At 59.0% G+C, this 20,967-nt stretch carries 12 protein-coding genes and 2 rRNA genes (1 of these 14 only partly in view); 2 read left to right on the top strand and 12 right to left on the bottom strand.

What is annotated here, in order from left to right; genetic code table 11:
• Positions 1–1,275: a beta-ketoacyl-[acyl-carrier-protein] synthase family protein gene (locus AB4O01_RS23990; RefSeq protein WP_093442363.1), complete on the bottom strand. Its 1,275-nt coding sequence runs from the start codon at positions 1,273–1,275 to the stop codon at positions 1–3.
• 8 nt (positions 1,276–1,283) lie between these two features.
• Positions 1,284–1,853 carry an acyl carrier protein gene (locus AB4O01_RS23985; protein WP_460089797.1) on the bottom strand — a complete coding sequence of 190 codons (570 nt, stop codon included), beginning with the start codon at positions 1,851–1,853 and terminating at the stop codon, positions 1,284–1,286.
• Positions 1,854–2,365: 512 nt separating this feature from the next.
• Between AB4O01_RS23985 and AB4O01_RS23980 the strand changes: the two genes are divergently transcribed.
• Positions 2,366–2,710: a cupin domain-containing protein gene (locus tag AB4O01_RS23980; protein WP_003177747.1), complete on the top strand. Its 345-nt coding sequence runs from the start codon at positions 2,366–2,368 to the stop codon at positions 2,708–2,710.
• A gap of 163 nt (positions 2,711–2,873) precedes the next feature.
• On the opposite strand, the gene mmsB is transcribed toward AB4O01_RS23980, so the two are convergent.
• Both mmsB and AB4O01_RS23970 read right to left on the bottom strand, forming a co-directional pair.
• Positions 2,874–3,776, bottom strand: coding sequence for a 3-hydroxyisobutyrate dehydrogenase (mmsB, locus tag AB4O01_RS23975; RefSeq protein ID WP_093442369.1), 903 nt, complete (start codon positions 3,774–3,776; stop codon positions 2,874–2,876).
• Between the two features lie 10 nt (positions 3,777–3,786).
• Entirely contained in the window at positions 3,787–5,313 is a 1,527-nt protein-coding gene (locus AB4O01_RS23970) for a CoA-acylating methylmalonate-semialdehyde dehydrogenase (protein WP_038357437.1), read from the bottom strand.
• 149 nt (positions 5,314–5,462) lie between these two features.
• Here AB4O01_RS23970 and AB4O01_RS23965 point away from each other — a divergent pair, with 149 nt between their 5' ends.
• On the top strand, positions 5,463–6,410 hold the full coding sequence (locus AB4O01_RS23965) for a LysR family transcriptional regulator (protein WP_093442376.1): 948 nt from the start codon (positions 5,463–5,465) through the stop codon (positions 6,408–6,410).
• Here the strand turns inward: AB4O01_RS23965 and AB4O01_RS23960 are convergent.
• The 8 genes from AB4O01_RS23960 to AB4O01_RS23925 all read right to left on the bottom strand — a co-directional run.
• Entirely contained in the window at positions 6,407–6,859 is a 453-nt protein-coding gene (locus AB4O01_RS23960; RefSeq protein WP_095051054.1) for an OmpA family protein, read from the bottom strand. The genes AB4O01_RS23965 and AB4O01_RS23960 overlap by 4 nt on opposite strands.
• A gap of 47 nt (positions 6,860–6,906) precedes the next feature.
• The gene (locus AB4O01_RS23955) at positions 6,907–8,175 is read right to left on the bottom strand and encodes a diguanylate cyclase domain-containing protein (RefSeq protein WP_460089795.1); all 1,269 of its coding nucleotides are present in this window, start codon (positions 8,173–8,175) and stop codon (positions 6,907–6,909) included.
• Complete coding sequence (locus AB4O01_RS23950) at positions 8,172–8,747, bottom strand: YfiR family protein (protein WP_093442386.1); 576 nt, start codon at positions 8,745–8,747, stop codon at positions 8,172–8,174. The genes AB4O01_RS23955 and AB4O01_RS23950 overlap by 4 nt, the downstream gene beginning before the upstream one ends.
• A 119-nt stretch (positions 8,748–8,866) precedes the next feature.
• Complete coding sequence (gene recD / locus AB4O01_RS23945; protein ID WP_460089793.1) at positions 8,867–10,975, bottom strand: exodeoxyribonuclease V subunit alpha; 2,109 nt, start codon at positions 10,973–10,975, stop codon at positions 8,867–8,869.
• Positions 10,972–14,661 carry an exodeoxyribonuclease V subunit beta gene (recB, locus tag AB4O01_RS23940; RefSeq protein ID WP_460089791.1) on the bottom strand — a complete coding sequence of 1,230 codons (3,690 nt, stop codon included), beginning with the start codon at positions 14,659–14,661 and terminating at the stop codon, positions 10,972–10,974. Before recB ends, recD begins: the two co-directional genes overlap by 4 nt.
• On the bottom strand, positions 14,658–18,110 hold the full coding sequence (gene recC, locus AB4O01_RS23935) for an exodeoxyribonuclease V subunit gamma (RefSeq protein ID WP_093442400.1): 3,453 nt from the start codon (positions 18,108–18,110) through the stop codon (positions 14,658–14,660). Before recC ends, recB begins: the two co-directional genes overlap by 4 nt.
• 154 nt (positions 18,111–18,264) lie before the next feature.
• Positions 18,265–18,380: ribosomal RNA gene (gene rrf / locus AB4O01_RS23930) — 5S ribosomal RNA — on the bottom strand.
• A 151-nt stretch (positions 18,381–18,531) separates the two neighbouring features.
• Positions 18,532–20,967 (bottom strand): 23S ribosomal RNA (locus AB4O01_RS23925) (it continues 458 nt past the right edge of the window).

The following is a 20,967-nucleotide window of genomic DNA, read 5'->3' as shown; positions in this document are numbered from 1 at the left end:
TCATGCCCTCCCCAGAACCAGCGAGCTGTTGATGCCGCCAAAGCCGAACGAGTTGGACATCACCACGCTGATCGGCTGTCGCACCGGCTCGCTCAAGAACTTCAGCGAAGGGTATTCGGCGCGCTCGGGGTCGTAATTCAGGGTGGGCAACAGCACACCGTCACGCAGGCTCATCAGCGACAGCACCGCTTCGATCGCGCCACTGCCTGCCAGGGAATGCCCGATGGCGGACTTGTTGGCGGTGAATGTCATGAAGTCCTGGCAGCCGCCGAACAGACGCTGCAGCGCCAACGCTTCACAACTGTCATTGGCCTGCGTGGAGGTACCGTGGGTGTTGACGTGTTGCACGGCGCTGCGCAGCAGCCCGGCGTCTTCGATTGCTGCTTCCATGCATTCCTCGTATTTACTGCCGTCGCGACTGCTGGAGGTCATTTTCTGCGCCTCGCAGACATTCGCGTAACCCAACACCCGGCCCAGTGGCGCAGCCTTGCGCCGTTGGGCGTGTTCAGCGGATTCGAGAATGACCATCGCCGAGCCTTCGCTGAGGACAAAACCGCTACGGTCAGGCATAAACGGGCGGCTTTGTTCGCTCGCCGGCAAGTCAGCCTGACAGAGCGCGCCGAGGCTGTTGAACATGTAATAAGGCAGTTCGTTGGCCATCAGTTCGACGGCGCCGCAGATAGCCAGATCGATCTCTCCGCGCTCGATCGCCCGGTAAGCACTGCCGATGGCCATGGTGCCGGCGGCACAGGCATCGGAATGGGTCGAGATGTGATCGCGGATGCCGAGCCGATCGGCCAGGTGCTGCGTCTGTTGATCGACCCGCCGGGTGAAAGTCGCGCTGGACGCTGCCGGACTGTCCAGCAGACGGTCGAGGTCGACGCGTCCGGCCTCATCCATGCACCGGCTGAGCCGCTGCAGGTCGTGGCTGTCGGCACAGTACTTGTTGGCGCCCAGAAACAGACCGCTGCGACTGTGGGCAAAGTCTGCCGGTGTCAGACCGGCATGCTCCAGCGCCTGCCGGGCAACGTATTCGGCCAGCACACTTTGCCGTGGGTGCAGCGCGGCGTTGCCACCGAAACCGGCCCCGATGCGCTGCCACTGCGTATCGTCGATAAAACCGGCGGCGCTGTTGTTGAATCCCAGCGCCTTGAACCGAGGATGTTCGCGGACACAGGATTGCTTCCGGCAAATCCGCTCGAACAACGTGGCAGCGTCCAGCGCCATGGGCGCCACCAGACCGAACCCGCTCACATAGACTTCTCGTGCCCGCATGAGAACTCCTACACCACTTCTTTGGTGTGAGTGGTGACAAACTGCTCAACCAATTGACGGGACACTTCATCGCCATCCGCCGGCACCAGACGTGCACTGCACGCGCCGCAGACCACTTGTTGGCGCTCGTTCAGAACCGCTTGGTGAGCGTTGCAATCCGGGCACGCTGCCGGCAGGTAGTTAAAGAGATTGCGGCACTGGTTGGCCCAGTTACGCACGGTGGTCGCAGCGAAGACCTGAGCCGGCTGCATGCCCGCTTTCAGTTGATCCGGGGTGTAGGCGCTGAGGCTTTGCTCAAGCAGGTGCTTGCCACTTTCGGTAATGCGACCGCTGGCGAGAAACTCGCTGGCATCCCCGCAAACCGCCACCGCATGGTCAAGCACGCTGGTTTTCGGCAGTGTGCAGCCATATTGGCGGCCCAGCTGGAAGCTCAGGTCGACGATGTCCAGCGAGTCGGCACCGAGGTCTTCGACGATGCTGCTGTTTTCTTCGATGTCATTCGCATCCATCACCAACAGCTGTGCGAGGATTTCGCGAGTGCTGGCAACGACATGTTCCAAGTCCAATGGATTGTTCATTTCTATCTCCCTATATGTCGTGACTACTTCATGAATTCGACTTATGAAAAGTAACTTTTCCCACAGCAACTTCTCACGCGGCGGGAATCTAAACTCTGCCCTTAAGGGGAGAGTCAACGAACTATTCAAGGTTTTTTTACAACTCGAAAAAAGTCTGCAACCCCCCACTGAAACCGCACCTCCTTGTTGCGGTGAGCGACTTATTTACTTAACAAAGACGGGGTATGGTGGGGCGCCCGCGGTATCAGGCAGGTTGACTATCGAAAGCAACTAAGGACGCAACGGAACAGACGTACTAAAAGTAAAAACCAGACAAGTAAAATAGTTATAACTTCATAGCCTTTGTTTTAGATCAATACTGCCGTTAATTGATTTTGCTGGAAGGTTTACGTCTCCATTCGTAAAACCTGGCAGCGTTTCTGGATATCTGCATGTCGAGCACAGACATCTGGGCCAAGGCACGGCGCTATAGGGTGCAGCTTCCGTTTGATCGCCTTGTCTGGAGCCGACACATGACCGCCCCTATCACCGTTCTACGCGACACTCATCCGCTGCCGGTACTCGATGCCTGCAAATGGGAAAAACTCGAAGGCGACCCGCACACCGTCAACCTCAACGCCTACACCAGCGAAGACGGCAGCAAGATCATGGGTACGTGGATCTGCACACCGGGCAAATGGCGCGTCGATTATGTGAAGTGGGAGTACTGCCATTTCCAGGAAGGCTACTGCGTGATTACTCCGGACGGCATGGCGCCGATTCATCTGCGCGCCGGCGATATTTTCGTGGTTGAGCCGGGGATGAAAGGCACGTGGGAAGTGGTCGAGACCGTGCGTAAATATTTCGTGTTTGCCTGATGCAAAAAAGCCGGGAGATCACCCGACGTGATTTCCCGGCAAACAATGTCTGATATACGCAAATCCCCTGTGGGAGCGAGCCTGCTCGCGAAAGCGGACCGTCAGTCACTTCCTTGTTGAAGCAACCGCCGTCATCGCGAGCAGGCTCGCTCCCGCAGTTTGTTCAGCGCTGCCCTTCAATTGCAGGCTTGCGATAGCTGTTGATGATCGCCGAGAAGTCTTTCCCGCCGTCACCGCGCTGGCTCATCGCCTGATACAACTGCTGCGCCACCGCGCCGAGCACCACCGGTTGGTGCGCCTGACGCGCTGCTTCGGTCGCCAACCCCAGATCCTTGAGCATCAGTTCCGCACCGAACCCACCGGTATAACCACGCGAGGCCGGCGCCGTTTCGACGATGCCCGGCCACGGGTTGTACATCTCCGAACTCCAGCAACGCCCGGTCGAGCTGTTGATGATCCCGGCCAGCACCGAGGTGTCGATGCCCAACGCATCGCCCAGCGCCATCGCTTCGCTGACACCGACCATCGAGATCGCCAGTAGCAGGTTGTTGCAGATCTTGGCGATCTGCCCGGTGCCGACTTCGCCGCAATGCACAATGTTGCGGCCCATTTGCGCCAGCACCGGTTGCAGGGTGGCGAACAGTTGCGGGGTGGCGCCGACCATGAAGGTCAGCGTCCCCGCCGTCGCGCCACCGGTGCCACCGGACACCGGCGCGTCGGCCATGGCCACGCCTTGTTTCGCCGCAGCGGCAGCCACATCGCGAGCGGTCTGCGGATCGATGGTGCTGCAATCCACCGCTGGCACACCTTGGCGGATGCCAGCCAGCACACCGTCCTCACCGAGCCAGACACTGCGCACATGCACCGCCGCCGGCAGCATGGTGATCACCAGTTCGGCATCTTCAGCAGCTTCACGGGCCGAAGCACGAATGCTGCCGCCCAGTTGCTCCAGTTCCGCCAGCACGGTTTTGTTCAGGTCGACCAGACTCAGCGAGTGGCCGGCCTTGATCAGGTTGCGTGCCATTGGCGCGCCCATATTGCCCAGACCGATAAATGCGATTTTCATGGTCGATTCCTCAGCGCAGGTTAATGGTGGTGTTTACGCCGTCGTTGACGCTGTCGTCATCGAACCAGCGCGCCGTGACCGTCTTGGTCTGCGTGTAGAACTGCACCACTTGTTTGCCGTACGGACCGAGGTCGCCGAGTTTCGAACCGCGCGAACCGGTGAAGCTGAAGAACGGTACCGGCACGGGGATAGGGATGTTGATGCCGACCTGGCCGACGTCGATTTCCGTCTGGAATTTACGCGCCGCCGCACCGCTCTGGGTGAACAGGCCAGTGCCATTGCCGAACGGGTTGGCGTTGACCAGCGCAATCGCCTGATCAAGGGTGTCGACTTCCAGCACCACCAGTACCGGGCCGAAGATTTCCTGGGTGTAGATCTGCATGTCGGTGGTCACGCCCGAGAACAGGGTCGGGCCGACAAAGTTGCCTTGCTCGTAGCCCGGCACCTTGATGTCGCGGCCGTCCAGTTCCAGCTTGGCGCCTTCCTTGATGCCGCTTTCGATCAGGTCGAGAATTCGCGCCTTGGCTTTCTTCGAGATCACCGGGCCGACGTCGGTGCCCGGCTCATTGCCGGCGTTGACGGTGAGTTTCTGCGCCAGCGCTTTCAAATCTGGCAGCCATTGTTTCGCCGCGCCGACCAGCACCACTACCGAGGTGGCCATGCAACGTTGCCCGGCGGCACCGAAACCGGCGCCGACCAGTGCATTCAGCGCCTGCTCGCGATTGGCATCGGCCAGCACCACGGCGTGGTTCTTCGCGCCCATCATCGATTGCACGCGTTTACCGTGCTTGCCGGCCAGGTCATAAACGTGGGTGCCGACGGCCGTCGAACCGACGAAGGACACCGCTTTAATGTCCTTGTGCGTGCACAGGCCATCGACCACATCTTTACCACCATGAACCACGTTCAACACGCCCGCCGGAACGCCGGCCTCAATGGCCAACTCCACCAGCAACATGGTCGACAGCGGATCCTGCTCCGAAGGCTTCAAAACGAAAGTGTTGCCGCAAGCGATGGCCATCGGGAACATCCACAGCGGAATCATTGCCGGGAAGTTGAACGGGGTGATGCCGGCACACACGCCGATTGGCTGACGCAGGGTGTAGGTATCAACGCCGCCGGCGACGTTTTCAGCGAACTCGCCCATTTGCAGGCTGCCGATAGAGCACGCGTGCTCGACCACTTCCAGACCACGGAAAATATCGCCCTCGGCGTCGGCAATGGTTTTGCCCTGCTCGGCACTCAGGACGACGGCGATGCGTTTGGAGTGCTCGCGGATCAGCGCTTGCAGCTTGAGCATGATGCGCATGCGCGCGCCGATCGGAGTCAGTTTCCAGGTCTGGAAAGCACGCTGGGCGGCGCTGACGGCGGCATCGACTTCAGCGGCGGTGGCAAACGGCACTTTGGCCAGCACTTGTTGGGTGGCCGGGTTGACGATGTCGTGCCATTCGGTGGTCTGCGACTCGACCCACTCGCCGTCGATCAGTAGTTTGACCTTCTGCAGCGTGGTGTCGTTGGGCGTAAGCGATGCGTTCATGCTGGTCTCCGAAACTTGTTTTTATCGTAGGAGCCAAGGCGAAGGGTTCGCCTTGAGATGAGGCGTGTGTCACGAATTGGTTGTCGGACTGTTTTTGGAGTATAGATGTGCAAACTTCTAATAAGAACGCACATATAAGCCCGTCCATCATGCAAAAAAACATCACCTCCCTCGGTTCGCTGAACTGGGACGACCTCAAGTTTTTCCTCGAAGTCGCCCGCACCCGCAAGGCCAGCACCGCGGCCAAACGGCTGGCTGTCGACTACACCACGGTGTCGCGGCGGATCAGTTCGCTGGAAGCGGCACTCGGCACGCTGTTGTTTGAAAAGTCGCGCACCAGCGGCTTCGTCCTGACCAGCGAAGGCCAGCGCTTGCTCGGTTATGCCGAGTCGATTGAAAGCACATTGCACATGGCCTGCGAGCAGGTATCAGGTTCCGGGGTGGCGTTGTCCGGGCATGTGCGCATGGGCTGCACGGAGGGCTTCGGCAGCTTTTTCATCACGCCGCAGCTGAGCCATTTCGTCGACGCCTATCCGGCCATCTCGGTGGACATCCTGCCGCTGCCACACTTCATCAGCCTGTCCAAGCGCGAGGCCGACATCGTCATTGCCCTGGAACGCCCGGAGCATGGGCCGTACGTCTGCTGCAAACTCTGCGACTACCGTTTGCAGCTCTACGCGACTCAGGAATATCTCGACAAACATCCACCGATCCGCCGCCCGGCAGACTTGGGCAAGCATCAATTCATCAGTTATGTGGATGACCTGGCGTTCAGCTCGGAGCTGCTGTACCTGGCGAACGTGTTGCCGGGCGCCAGCGCGCATTTGCGCAGCACCAGCGTGATCGCGCAGTTCGTCGCCGCACAGCAGGGGCGTTCTCTGGCGATTCTGCCGTGCTTCCTCGCCGCACAGGATCCGCGCCTGCTGCCGGTATTGCCGAAGGACATCGACATCACCCGGCAGTTCTGGATGTACTGCCGGGAGGATCTGCGCAAGTTGAAACGGATCACCCTGTTGTGGGATTACATCCGTGAGGTGACCGAGCGTAATCAGGGCCTGCTGATGGGGCAAACCCGCGACATGCAGTTCGCCGATTAGTCGGCGCTGACCACAATCGAGACCCGGCGGTTTTCCGTACGACCGGCTGCCGTATCGTTGGACGCCACCGGCTCTTTGCTGCCCAGGCCCTGCAGCTGGATGTTCTCGTCCTTCATGCCGACTGTGCGCAGGACGTTGGCGACACTTTTCGCACGGCGCAGGGACAGTTGCTGGTTGTAGGTTTCCTTGCCCGATGCGTCAGTGTGGCCATCGACCCGCACGCGCTCGATACCGACGCCCAGCAATGCCTTGCCGATGCGTTCAACGATCTCGGTGCTTTGCGTGTTCAGGCTTTCGACGTCGCTGCCAAACAGCACTTTGCCGGACAGGCCAAACTCCCAGCCCTCGTCGGTCAGTTCAAAGCCCTGTTGTTTGAGCACGGCGACTTGCGCCGGGGTCAGGCCTTTTTGCGGGGCGGTCTGGCAACCGGTCAGGGCCAGTACGGCCATCAACAGCACAGCGTAAAAAGATCGAATGGTCAGTGTGGACACGAGAGTCAGCTCCTGGTTTGCACGGAATCGACCGGGTGCTCCGCCCCGGCCGTGAATTGGGCGCCGCGCGACAGGCGCTTGGCTTGATACATCGCCGCATCGGCGGCATCGAGCAAGGCCCCCGGCGTGGCACCATGATCGGGAAAAACCGCAATGCCGATACTGAGCGAGGTCACCACACTGGTGTCGCCCGGCAACGCGATGGGCATGTCCATGCTGGCGAGGATCTTGTCGGCAATCCGCTCGGCATCTTCGACCTTGTGCAGCGGCGTGAGCAGCACAGCGAACTCGTCACCGCCCAGCCGCGCCACCAGATCCTCTTCGCGCAACTGCGCACGAACGCGGTTGGCTACGGCCACCAACACCGCATCACCGGCAGCGTGGCCGAAGTTGTCGTTGATGCCTTTGAAACGGTCACTGTCGAGAAACAACACGGCCACGCGCTCATCGTGTTTGCCAGCATTGCGCAACGCGCGGATCAACCGCCCTTCGAAAAAGGCGCGGTTTGGCAAACCGGTCAGGCTGTCGTGACTGGCTTGGTGAGCGAGGGTTTCATTTTCGTTTTGCAGATGGGTTTGCCACGACTCCAGTTCGTCGAGCAAGGCGTTGAAGTCATTGCCGAGGTTATCGAGTTCGGCGATCTGCGCCGGCGGCACGCGGCGGTCCAGCGCACGTTCACTGCGTGCGGCGTGGGCGACGGCGGCCAGGCTGCGCAGGGGGCCGGTGATGCCGCGTAACTGGCGCCGCGCCAGGTAGAGCGCGACCCAGGCGCTGATCGCGGTACAGAGGATGATCCCCGCCAGACCACTGAGCAGAAAGCGCATCAGGCTACCGCCATGACCAGTGAGCAATACGCGACCGATTTCACGGTCCTGATGCTCGATCGGCAGGCTGATGGGTTTTTCCAGGACGGCGCGGGTGATCTCCATTTCCAGCTCAGAGAACAAGCCGTTTTCCGGTCGCTGCCAATGCGCGAGCAGTTGTCCCTGGCTGTCCAGCACCTGGGCATCAGCGACCTCTTCGGCGGAAGCAATCAGCGCCAGCGATTCGTTGGCGGCCGTCTTGTCGTTGAACACCACCGCAGCTTCCACGGTGTAGCTGATCGAACGGGCGATCAAGTGCAGGTTATGGTCGGCGTAAACCCGTAACGCCAATACACCGAGCAATGTCAGCGAAACACTGGCCATCGCCACGCCCACCAGCGCAACAATCAAATGCCCTCGGCCGATGACCGACCCCAACGTCGGGCGTTTTTCCGCTCGGAACAGTTTCATGGCGCCGCCGGTTTGCGACGCGACAATTGCAGCACGCTTGGATGAATACGCACGCCGCTGCGGGCAACAGAGTCGAGGTTGACCTCGAAAGACACCTGTTCATCGCCAACGCGTAGACAGAACAGACTGCCAACCGTGCACTGATCGCCGCCTTCGCTGATGCTCAGCACCGGATGACCGATCAGTGAAGCGAACAAGCGAGCGCGTTCATCCACCGTGAGTTTGCCGATGTACACCGCATCGCAGTCGCTGACGATGGCCGGGTTGTCGGCCAGCAGGCGACGTACGGTCACCGGCCGGCCGGTGGCTTGAGTGGTGCCTTTGACCAGATCATCGGTGTATTCGGTGGGGCCGACGATGCACAAGCGCAATTGCGCCGGTTCCACCGGCCAGCGCGCGTAGCTGAGAATGCCAAGAACAACCTGAGTGACAGATTTGGCCCGTTGTTCGGCCATGCCCGTCGGCGCTTGCGACTGTGCGACAGCCGCACCCGTCAACAACCAGAGCAGACCGACAAGCAACGCGTGCTTGCAGACAACTACGCGCTCTGTCGCCCAGACAGACACCTTCATGCAGGGATTCTCTTGGATCGTAGCGAAATGATGCCGCAACGATAGCACAGCACTGGAACGCCAGCGAGACAGCGCCCCCTGACCGGTCGGTCAGTAATCGCCGTCAATCGTCTGGATTTTCACCCCCGAGGCACGGCGCCCTCTTCCAGTTCCAGCATCAGCCCACTCAGGCGTTTGACCTTGCGCTGCACTGCTTCCTCGAACACCCCCGGGCGGGATTCGATCAGGGTGAACCAGTGCTTGGCGCGGGTGATACCGGTGTAGATCAATTCTTTGGTCAGCACCGGGTTCAAGGCATCCGGCAGGATCAGCGCCGTGTGGGCAAACTCCGAGCCCTGGGACTTGTGTACCGTCATGGCGTAGACGGTTTCAACGTCGTTCAGGCGGCTGGGCAGTACAAAGCGCACGCCGCCCTGGCCGTCGTTGCGCGGGAACGCCACGCGCAATACCGGTTTTCCCGCGTCCGGCCCTTCGCGCTCGGGCAGCTTGAGGGCGATACCGATGTCGCCGTTCATCAAGCCCAGACCGTAATCGTTGCGAGTCATCAGAACCGGACGGCCTTCGTACCATTGCTGATCGTTTTCAATCAGACGTGCTTTGAGCAATGCGGCGGTGATGCGCTGATTCAGACCTTCGACGCCCCACGGCCCTTTGCGCACGGCGCACAGCAACTGGAAAGTGTCGAAAGCTTGCAAGACTTCGCGGGCCCAAACGACCCAGTCCGGATGTTCGAGGGGCCGAGCCGAGGGTGGGCGCTGGTCACGCAGCACACTCAGATAATGGCGGTAACCCTGCGGGCCGTCGCCGTGCCCTTCCAGCAGCAGGCGCTCCAGCTTGTGATCCTGTTCGCCCTTGAGCGGCAACGAATACACGTCGTCATAGTGTCCGGCGGTGAGCAACTGACGCGCTTCATCCGGCAACTGTTGATTGACCCGACGCGCGAGCTGACCGATCCCGCTGCCCTCGCCGAAGCGCCGGGAGTGACGCAGCATGACCACCTGCTGCGCCAGCGGGTGAGCGCCTTCGACGTCTTCATGCAAGCCGCTGCCCTGCAACGACTCACCGCTGACCGACTCCAGCCACTGTCGGGTCTGCGGGCTGTACCAGCCACCCTCGGCGTCACGGCACAAATCCCCCAGCACAGCGCCCGCCTCCACAGAGGCCAGTTGGTCCTTGTCGCCCAACAGAACCAGGCGTGCATGGGGTGGCAAGGCATCGAGCAGATTGGCCATCATTTCCAGGTCGATCATCGAGGCTTCGTCGACCACCAGCACATCCAGTGGCAAGCGATTGCCGGCGTGGTGGCGGAAATGGCGGGTGCCGGGACGGCTGCCCAGCAGGCGATGCACGGTGGTGACGTCACAAGGAATCTTCGCCCGCACCTCTTCGGTAACTTTCAGCGACTGCACCTGCTGGCTGATGGACTCGGTCAACCGCGCCGCGGCCTTGCCTGTCGGTGCCGCCAGACGAATCCGCAGCGGATGACCGGTAGCGACTGCGGGTGCTTGCAGCAGGGCCAGCAAACGCACGACCGTGGTGGTTTTGCCGGTCCCCGGCCCCCCGGTGACGATGCTGAAGGCACCACGAGTCGCAATGGCGCAGGCGAGTTTCTGCCAGTCGATCACCTCACCCGTTCTCGCTGATCCGAACAGTTCGTTCAAGCGCTGCGGCAGATCGTCCGGTGTTGCTTCGACTTGCTGCAGGCGCTCGCGCAACGCCGTATCAATGCGCCGTTCGTAGGTCCAGTAGCGTCGCAGATACAGACGTTTGCCCGACAATACCAGCGGGCGTTGCTGTGCGAAATCGCTGGTATCCGCCGCCAGCGCGACCAAAGAGCTGCCGGCCAAAACCTTGCACCAGTGAGCACCGTCGAGCGCCTCAAGCAATTGCGACGGCAGCAACAGCACACCGCCTTGCACGTCGCCTTCGGGGGGCAGCGACAGCGCGAAGTCAGGAGCCTTCAGGGTTTCGTACAGATCAAGACAGACATGACCGTGGCCCAGTTGATGGCTGGTCAGGGCGGCAGCCAGCAGCACCAGCGGATCGGTGTCGCGCTCAAGTTCGTGCAGGAACGCGACGAACGCTTTGTCCAGCGCACGCAGCCAGCCACGCTCGACCCAACGAGTCAGCAATATCAACAGGTCATCGGCGCGAGTCAGCGGCGAAAGCCTCGACAGGCTGTCGGCTGCCAACGGCGTGGGGAGCAAATCGGCAAAGGTGCGGCTCATAGCAGGACTCCCTGTTCCCAGGCGGGTTCGGACTTGGGTTCAGGTTTTCCTTGAAACATACGGTCGAGACGCTCGATCAGTTCACGGGGTGGACGGGCGAAATACACACCACGACTGTCAGCACGCGTGCCACGCAGGAACAGATACAACGCGCCGCCGACATGTCGGTCGTAATCGTAATCAGGCAGCCGCGCCTTGAGCTGGCGATGCAACGCCAGCAGGTACAACACGTATTGCAGGTCATAGCGGTTGTCGAGGATTGACTGTTCCATGGCCTGCTCGGTGTAGGCCTGATCATCCACACCTAGCCAGTTGGATTTGTAGTCCGCCACGTAATAACGGCCATCGTGTTCAAAGGTCAGGTCGATGAAGCCTTTGAACATGCCGTTGAGTTGCACCGGTTCGGCTGCCACGCGGGCCACGCCCCGATGCGTATGCTGACGCACCAGTTCGTCGAGTTTGACTACATCGACTTTATGGCTGGCGAACCAGAACTCCATCTCGACCCGATACTGCTTCAGTTGTTCGAGTACAACCGGTGGCTGCCCGCCGGCAATCGGCAGTGGCGATTTGAGCAAATGCTGCAACCAGTCACTCAAGGTGGTGATCCAACCCTCCCAACCGCGCAGGTTGCAGCGTCGGGCAATCGCATCCTCCAGCGCCTCGCGGGAAACGGCAAAGCCGTCATCTCCGGCCCATTCCAGCAAACCGTGGAGAAACGTTCCGGGATTGGGACCGCGCGGAAAGCGGTGAATATCGGCACCGCCGGCAATGATTTCCCGTGGAGCATCGGGGTCGAGGCGTTCGTCATCAAACAGCTTTTGCGCTTGCGGGCTGTCCGGTGCTTCATCGCTGCCGCCACTCAACACGTCGCTGATGCGCAGAGCGCTGTAGGAGGCGATCCACCAGTTTTCGCTGGCCTTGCGCTTGGGCAACAGTGTGGCACTCAGCACGGCGTCATTGTGTGGCGGCTGGTAATGCTCGTCAGTGGGTTGGGGCATTTCATCGATATGGATAGCCGGGCAATCCTGTTGCAGATCTTGCAGCCAGCGTTTCAGTTCGCTGGACTCGCCAAGCGATGCGCCACCACCAAGCAGATAACCCAGCGCCGAGAGGTGCAGCACCGAGCTGTTGTTATTGCCCCGTTTGAGATCCGTCACGCCCAACCAGCAGGCATGTTGTGCGCGAGTCAACGCAACGTAGAGCAAGCGCAAGTCTTCGGCCAGACGCTCATCGTCCGCTTGCGCTACCAACTCGGCAGTTGGTTTCAAACTCATCTGAGCCTTGCCCTCTGCATCGTGGTAATGCAGTGGCAGGCGACTGCCATCCACGGGTTTTGCCGAACAAATGAACGGCAAGAACACCAATGGATATTCCAGGCCTTTGGACTTGTGGATGGTCACGACCTTGACCAATTGCTCATCACTTTCCAGACGCAGAATCTGCTCTTCGCCGGCCTGGCCAGACACTGCCAGCAGTTCAGCCAGATGGCGAATCAGCGCTTGTTCACCGTCCAGCTCCGCTGCTGCTTGCTGCATCAATTCCGACAGGTGCAAAAGGTTGGTCAGGACACGCTCGCCATCGGTGCGCGTCATCAAGGTTTGCGGCAGATGGAAGTCGTGCAGCAGGCGGCGCAACATCGGCAGCACGCCTTGCTTGCGCCATAGCTCGCGATAGCCACGGAACTGCATGACCCGGGTTTCCCAGACCAGTTCGTCCTGGTTCAGACGTTCCAGTTCGGCCAATGGCAGGTTCAGGGTGATGCAGGCCAATGCCGCTTTCAGGGAGCGTTCGACATCCGGCTCGGCACAGGCCTTGAGCCAGGACAACAGGTCGTGGGCTTCTTGTGCCGCGAATACCGAATCCTTGTCCGACAGGTAAACGCTGCGAACGCCACGGGCGGCGAGTTCTCCGCGCACGGCCTGGGCTTCTTTGCCGTCGCGCACGAGAATCGCGATGTCGGACGGCCTCAGGCCTCTGAAATCTTTGCCGTCCTGAATAAACCCTGCGCTAGCGTTTTGCCCACCATTGAGCAGCGAGGTGATTTCGCTGGCGCACGCTGCCGCCAACTGCTGACGATAGACCGCACCTGACAGTGGCTGGTCGGTGGACAAGAGCCAGACATTCAACGCCGCGACAGCTTGCCCGGCAACTTGCAGCTGTTCCTTGCGACCTTGAGATTCGACGGGGAGGAACGGCACCGGGTTGTCGCCGTTTTTCTCGCGGAACAAAAACGCTCCGCGGCCCTGCTCTCGGGACTCGGCGCGTGCGAAAACATGATTGACCGCGTTGACCATGCCGTGGCTGGAACGGAAGTTGGTGCCCAGCGTATGCAGCCGGCCAGTGGTGGCCTGACGCGCGCGCAGGTAGGTATAGATGTCTGCACCACGGAAAGCGTAGATCGCCTGCTTCGGATCACCAATCAGGAACAGGCCGGTCTCAGGACTGTTGTCTTCGATGCGATAGATACTTTCGAAGATTCGGTACTGCACCGGGTCGGTGTCCTGAAACTCATCGATCAGCGCGACCGGGAACTGCTCGCGAATCAACGTCGCAAGACGTTCGCCTCCGTCGGATTGCAGAGCGGCATCCAGGCGCAACAACATGTCGTCGAAGCCCATCTCGGCGCGACGCCGCTTCTCTTCTTCAAAGCGCGCGCCTACCCATTTGGCGGCATGTTGCAGCACTGCGGCATCAGGGGTTGGCAATGCATCGAGACTCGACTTGAGCTTCGGCATCGCGTCCAGGCCGGGGTGACTGGGAGCATGGCCTTTCCACGCTTCGGCCATCCCGTCGGGAGTCAGTCGGGTGAAACCAGTGCCGATATCCAGTTGTTCCAGGGACTCATCTTCGGCCCATGCCTTGAGCTTTTCGAACCACGGTTCGAAGTAACGCGCCTGCATCTTGCGACCGTCGACAGTTTTGCTCGCAACACCTTGATGACAGATGGCGAGCAATTCGTCTGCCCACTGACGCCATGGCCTTTTCAGCTCGATCAGCGCGGCACGGCGTTCTTGCAGACATTCATCGATCAGCTCCGCAGGCGCCTTGCCCTCGTCGCTGTCACGCTCGCTGGCGAACAGGCCGCGCACGCGAGGCAACAACGCCGCCGGCCCACCCCAATTGCTGCGAACCCAATTCAAGGCATCGCCCTGCATCGGGTAACAGAACAGCCGCCAGTAATCGCGCAGCACTTCGCCGAGCAACTCGCTGTGATCGGTTTCCAGGGATTGGGTGAACAAGCTGCCGCTGTCGAACGCATGCTCACGCAGCATGCGCTGACACCAACTGTGGATCGTCGAGACAGCTGCCTCGTCCATCCATTGCGCGGCGACATCGAGGCGGTTGGCGCAACCGGGCCATTGTGGGGAGTCGAATTGATCACGCAATTCGGCGATCAGCGCGTCGGGCGCAGGCGTTTCGTCACGAAAGAATCGCGCGGCCTCAGCCAGACGCGTGCGTATGCGTTCGCGCAGTTCCTTGGTCGCGGCATCGGTGAAGGTCACCACGAGAATCTGTGGTGGCAACAATTCTCGGCCGAATCCACACGCCTCGTCACCATGCCCGAGGATAAGCCGCAGATACAAAGCCGAAATGGTAAAGGTTTTACCGGTACCGGCACTGGCTTCGATCAACTGGCTGCCCTGTAGCGGGAATGCCAGTGCGAGGGGTGTCTTGGTACTCATGCGCGAGCCCCTTCGGTGGACAGCGAACGCCAGGGCGCTTCAAACAACGGGCGATACAAGGCGTCACACCAACCGGAGAACGTCTCTTCGGCAAGCAATGCGTCAAAATCGGCAAATTGCCGTGACAACGCAGGGCTCTCGCGGCGCTCGCCTTCGCTGGTCTGCCCGTCACCTTCATAGGCTTTACGCGCGGCCGCTTCGGCCTTCAGCGGGTCGCTCTGAGCGAGCCACGCGAAGGCAGTTTTTACCGCGATCGGCAGTGGCTGACGCATCCCGGCCTGCCAGGCGAGGAGCAAATCGCCGAGGAAACGTACCGCTCGATCCGGCTCCATCGGTTCAAGCAGCAGCGTGTCATCGCTGGCCACCAATGCGGTGCTCAGGGAAAGTCCACTGGCGCAGGCCACCAGATGATTGACCCAGGGTTTGATCAGACGATGCCATTTACGGCTTTTTATCGAGCCAATGCTGTTGGGAATGGTCGTGACCGACAACAGGCCTCCGTCAGCACGCTGATGCAAACCGGCGAGCCAGCCTTCGAGTCGCAAGCCCTGTAATTCAAGGTTGACCGGCGTGGCACTGCTCAACGGGGTCGGCCACAGTGTCAGCAGTTGCTGATAACGCTGCAGTAGATCCGGCAGAGGTTCGATCAGCTCTCGTTGCAGGCACTCGCCAAAACCCGCCATTGGCAACAGACCGCTGTTTTGCAGACGTCGTGCCTGGGCAGTCAGCGCCTGTTCGACATTGTCCGGTTGCCTGAGAGCAGCTTCGAGCAGGCTGTCGCTGAGCGTGTAACGCTGCAATGCGTCCAGCACGAAGGGCTCTTCATCGGCCAGGGGGGCTTCGGCCGCTTCGAAATACACTTTGAGACGTTGGGTAAAAAAGTGCCGGACCGGGTTGCGCAAAAAGTCCTGCAACAACGCCAGGCTCAGCGGCTCATCTTGTACATAAGGCGTCAGCACCTGCGCTTCGTTTTGAGACTCATGCTGTTGATGCAGAACCTGCCATTCGCTGGCATAGCTGAAGAGTTGATCGCCCTCATGAAAATAGCGCGCACTGAACGGCTGCAGCGGGTGCTCTTGCGTCATGGCACTCAGCAGATCGCGGTTTTCATCGAGCAATCGCCAACCGCTGGCGAGGTGATCGCGCAGTTGGCCAATCAACACGGAGGCTGGTCGCTCACTGTTGTCGCGGATGCTGCGTCCCACCCAACTGATGTACAGCTGATTGCGCGCCGACAAAAGCGCCTCAAGCAAAAGATAACGGTCATCTTCACGTCGTGAGCGATCTCCCGGACGGTAGTCGCTGCCCATGAGGTCGAAGTCCAGCGGCGGCTGTGCGCGTGGATAGTCGCCGTCGTTCATTCCCAGCAGGCAGACCAGTTTGAACGGTATGGCACGCATGGGCATCAGCGTACAAAAATTCACGGCACCGGCCAGAAAACGCTGAGACAAACGCCCTTGGTCCAGGCCGGCGAGCCATGCTTCACGAACCACGGTCAGTGGTAGCTCATCCGCCAGACCTACGGCGTCACAGGTTTCCAGCCAGGTTTCGCGCAGCTCTTCGAGTTGGGTCAACAAGTAGTCGTCATGCTCGTTACTGGCCTTGAAGAACAGTTGCATCAGGGCCTGCAAACGGTATCCCCACTCCTTGGGTTGAGCGGGTTGGGTGAGCTGTTGATGGGCGAGTTCCAGCGCATCGAGCAGAGCCACCAACGGCCCGATCAGTGCGGCGTCGAGTCCGCCAATCTCATCGTAGGGTTCAATCCCTTCACATGCATTGGCACTGCCGACGGCGTAGCCTAGAAGCATGCGACGCAGGCCGAAATGCCAACTGTTTTGCTCAAGCTCGTCGGGTAAACCCAGACCCGCTCGCTGCTCGGCACTCATGCCCCAACGCACGCCCGCGCCTTCGATCCAGCGATGCAGTGTCGGCAGGTCGCGCTCTTCTACACCAAAGCGAGCGCGGAGTGCGGGAACGTCGAGCAGGTCGAGAATTTCACTGACCGGGAAACGACTGTCGGGAAGCTTGAGCAGGTGTTCGACCGCGATCAGCAGTGGATCACGGCCACGTTGTCCCTGGTCCGCCAATGTGAAGGGGATAAACCGCGAATCATGCCGGTCAAGCTGACCAAAAACCGCGCGGATATGCGGGGCATAGCTATCGACGTCAGGCACCATGACGATCACATCGCGCGGACGCAGATCCGGATTGGCACTGAAGCGTGCCAGGAGCTGGTCATGCAGTATTTCGACTTCACGTTGAGCGCTGTGGGCAATATGAAAGCGGATCGACTCGTCCTGTGCCAGATCGACAGCAGGCCAGTGCTCACGGGTTTCATTGAGTGGGCGCAACTCCAGGATATCGTCCTGTAGTTGATTGAGCAGATTGTGCGGCTGAGTTTCGCTGAACAGGTCTATGCGGCCGTCGCGAAAAGCCGCCCGATAGCTATTGGGATCGTCATAACTGTCGAGCAGGTTGATGTAGTCCCGGCCCTGTTTGCCCCACGCAGCCAACAGTGGATGGGCGTGTTGATGCAGTGTTTCAGGATCCAGCACTGCTGGCATTCCGGTCTTGCGCGATTGCCGTTTGTATTGATGCCGCAGCAGATCCTTGTCGGCGACGATATCGGCCCAATGGTGCCGGCACGGGTTGTGTACACACAGCAGAACCTGACTGAAACGTGCGAGCCCGGCCAGCGCTTCAAGCACTTGGGCTGGCAGCGAAGAAATCCCGAAAACGATCACTCGCGAAGGCAATCCCGCAGGTGCTTCGTTGAGGTTATTGATGCGTTCGAGAAACCGTTGATGGACGCCAGCACGACTCTGCGCCATGCCCTGTTCGCCTACGTCATCTAGCAGCGCGCGCCACAGTTCTGCCTGCCAGCAACTGGTCGGGGGCAGTGGTTTTACTTCACCTCTGACCGTGCGTAATTGATGCCGGCCTTCGGCCCAGTCTTCCAGCCAGTCGGCCCGGTACACCTGATATTGGTCGAACAGATCCGCCAAGCGTTCGGACAATTGATAGCGCTTGCGCAGGTCGGTGTCATGGGTAAGGAAGCGTTGCAACGGCTCGAAATGCGGGCGATCAATGACCTGTGGCAGCAGACGCATAAGGCGCCAGGTCAGCGGGGCCTTATCGAGCAGGGATTTGGGAGGAATTTCATCTCGACCCAATACCATACGGTAAAGCTGCCACATGAAACTGCCCGGCAGTTGCACATCTATCGCGGCAGCAATACCGCAACCTCCGAGATCGTCGTCCTCTGGATCTTCAGCCAAGGCCAATTTGAGCCACTGGGCAATACCGTTGCTCTGCACCAGAGCGATTTCGTTTTCCAGCGGGGCCAGTGGATAGCGCCGCATTATGCTGATCACAAGGCTGCGCAGTTCGTCCAGACTATTGCTCTGGACCACCATGAATGCAGCGTTGAGGGACTGGGCGTCCGGCATAAGGGTTTCCTTGGAGAAGTACAAAAGCCAGGGCAGAACCTTAGCATTGTCGACAGGGTATGACAGCCGGACGACATCCTTGAATGCTGTACGAACTTTCCTGCGGGCAAAACAAAACCCCAATTGCTTTCGCAATTGGGGTTTCGGAATTTAATCTTGACGATGACCTACTCTCACATGGGGAAACCCCACACTACCATCGGCGATGCATCGTTTCACTGCTGAGTTCGGGATGGGATCAGGTGGTTCCAACGCTCTATGGTCGTCAAGAAATTCGGGTACTGACTCGTGACCTTGTGGCCTCGCTTCAGCAAATTGGGTATGTGACAGCTTTCGGTGTTTGTGAACATCGAACTTTCGGTTCGTTTCGTCTTCACACACCGCAATCTGGTCTCTTCGACGCAAATTGCTTGGGTGTTATATGGTCAAGCCTCACGGGCAATTAGTATTGGTTAGCTCAACGCCTCACAGCGCTTACACACCCAACCTATCAACGTCGTAGTCTTCGACGGCCCTTCAGGGAACTCAAGGTTCCAGTGAGATCTCATCTTGAGGCAAGTTTCCCGCTTAGATGCTTTCAGCGGTTATCTTTCCCGAACATAGCTACCCGGCAATGCCACTGGCGTGACAACCGGAACACCAGAGGTTCGTCCACTCCGGTCCTCTCGTACTAGGAGCAGCCCCTCTCAAATCTCAAACGTCCACGGCAGATAGGGACCGAACTGTCTCACGACGTTCTAAACCCAGCTCGCGTACCACTTTAAATGGCGAACAGCCATACCCTTGGGACCGGCTTCAGCCCCAGGATGTGATGAGCCGACATCGAGGTGCCAAACACCGCCGTCGATATGAACTCTTGGGCGGTATCAGCCTGTTATCCCCGGAGTACCTTTTATCCGTTGAGCGATGGCCCTTCCATACAGAACCACCGGATCACTAAGACCTACTTTCGTACCTGCTCGACGTGTCTGTCTCGCAGTCAAGCGCGCTTTTGCCTTTATACTCTACGACCGATTTCCGACCGGTCTGAGCGCACCTTCGTACTCCTCCGTTACTCTTTAGGAGGAGACCGCCCCAGTCAAACTACCCACCATACACTGTCCTCGATCCGGATAACGGACCTGAGTTAGAACCTCAAAGTTGCCAGGGTGGTATTTCAAGGATGGCTCCACGCGAACTGGCGTCCACGCTTCAAAGCCTCCCACCTATCCTACACAAGCAAATTCAAAGTCCAGTGCAAAGCTATAGTAAAGGTTCACGGGGTCTTTCCGTCTAGCCGCGGATACACTGCATCTTCACAGCGATTTCAATTTCACTGAGTCTCGGGTGGAGACAGCGCCGCCATCGTTACGCCATTCGTGCAGGTCGGAACTTACCCGACAAGGAATTTCGCTACCTTAGGACCGTTATAGTTACGGCCGCCGTTTACCGGGGCTTCGATCAAGAGCTTCGCGTTAGCTAACCCCATCAATTAACCTTCCGGCACCGGGCAGGCGTCACACCCTATACGTCCACTTTCGTGTTTGCAGAGTGCTGTGTTTTTAATAAACAGTCGCAGCGGCCTGGTATCTTCGACCGGCATGAGCTTACGGAGCAAGTCCTTCACCCTCACCGGCGCACCTTCTCCCGAAGTTACGGTGCCATTTTGCCTAGTTCCTTCACCCGAGTTCTCTCAAGCGCCTTGGTATTCTCTACCCAACCACCTGTGTCGGTTTGGGGTACGGTTCCTGGTTACCTGAAGCTTAGAAGCTTTTCTTGGAAGCATGGCATCAACCACTTCGTGTTCTAAAAGAACACTCGTCATCAGCTCTCGGCCTTAAGATCCCGGATTTACCTAAGATCTCAGCCTACCACCTTAAACTTGGACAACCAACGCCAAGCTGGCCTAGCCTTCTCCGTCCCTCCATCGCAATAACCAGAAGTACAGGAATATTAACCTGTTTTCCATCGACTACGCTTTTCAGCCTCGCCTTAGGGACCGACTAACCCTGCGTCGATTAACGTTGCGCAGGAAACCTTGGTCTTTCGGCGTGGGTGTTTTTCACACCCATTGTCGTTACTCATGTCAGCATTCGCACTTCTGATACCTCCAGCAAGCTTCTCAACTCACCTTCACAGGCTTACAGAACGCTCCTCTACCGCATCATCCGAAGATGATACCCGTAGCTTCGGTGTATGGTTTGAGCCCCGTTACATCTTCCGCGCAGGCCGACTCGACTAGTGAGCTATTACGCTTTCTTTAAAGGGTGGCTGCTTCTAAGCCAACCTCCTAGCTGTCTAAGCCTTCCCACATCGTTTCCCACTTAACCATAACTTTGGGACCTTAGCTGACGGTCTGGGTTGTTTCCCTTTTCACGACGGACGTTAGCACCCGCCGTGTGTCTCCCATGCTCGGCACTTGTAGGTATTCGGAGTTTGCATCGGTTTGGTAAGTCGGGATGACCCCCTAGCCGAAACAGTGCTCTACCCCCTACAGTGATACATGAGGCGCTACCTAAATAGCTTTCGAGGAGAACCAGCTATCTCCGAGCTTGATTAGCCTTTCACTCCGATCCACAGGTCATCCGCTAACTTTTCAACGGTAGTCGGTTCGGTCCTCCAGTTAGTGTTACCCAACCTTCAACCTGCCCATGGATAGATCGCCCGGTTTCGGGTCTATTCCCAGCGACTAGACGCCCTATTAAGACTCGCTTTCGCTACGCCTCCCCTATTCGGTTAAGCTCGCCACTGAAAATAAGTCGCTGACCCATTATACAAAAGGTACGCAGTCACAGAACAAAGTCTGCTCCCACTGCTTGTACGCATACGGTTTCAGGATCTATTTCACTCCCCTCTCCGGGGTTCTTTTCGCCTTTCC

This window comes from Pseudomonas sp. S2_E02, assembly GCF_054668355.1.
This window is presented reverse-complemented; position numbering and strand designations above follow the sequence as displayed.

Coding starts and splice junctions, on each gene's coding strand:
- AB4O01_RS23990 (WP_093442363.1), bottom strand. CDS start 1,275: ATGCGGGCACGAGAAGTCTATGTGAGCGGGTTCGGTCTGGTGGCGCCC.
- AB4O01_RS23985 (WP_460089797.1), bottom strand. CDS start 1,853: ATGAACAATCCATTGGACTTGGAACATGTCGTTGCCAGCACTCGCGAA.
- AB4O01_RS23980 (WP_003177747.1), top strand. CDS start 2,366: ATGACCGCCCCTATCACCGTTCTACGCGACACTCATCCGCTGCCGGTA.
- mmsB (WP_093442369.1), bottom strand. CDS start 3,776: ATGAAAATCGCATTTATCGGTCTGGGCAATATGGGCGCGCCAATGGCA.
- AB4O01_RS23970 (WP_038357437.1), bottom strand. CDS start 5,313: ATGAACGCATCGCTTACGCCCAACGACACCACGCTGCAGAAGGTCAAA.
- AB4O01_RS23965 (WP_093442376.1), top strand. CDS start 5,463: ATGCAAAAAAACATCACCTCCCTCGGTTCGCTGAACTGGGACGACCTC.
- AB4O01_RS23960 (WP_095051054.1), bottom strand. CDS start 6,859: ATGGCCGTACTGGCCCTGACCGGTTGCCAGACCGCCCCGCAAAAAGGC.
- AB4O01_RS23955 (WP_460089795.1), bottom strand. CDS start 8,175: ATGAAACTGTTCCGAGCGGAAAAACGCCCGACGTTGGGGTCGGTCATC.
- AB4O01_RS23950 (WP_093442386.1), bottom strand. CDS start 8,747: ATGAAGGTGTCTGTCTGGGCGACAGAGCGCGTAGTTGTCTGCAAGCAC.
- recD (WP_460089793.1), bottom strand. CDS start 10,975: ATGAGCCGCACCTTTGCCGATTTGCTCCCCACGCCGTTGGCAGCCGAC.
- recB (WP_460089791.1), bottom strand. CDS start 14,661: ATGAGTACCAAGACACCCCTCGCACTGGCATTCCCGCTACAGGGCAGC.
- recC (WP_093442400.1), bottom strand. CDS start 18,110: ATGCCGGACGCCCAGTCCCTCAACGCTGCATTCATGGTGGTCCAGAGC.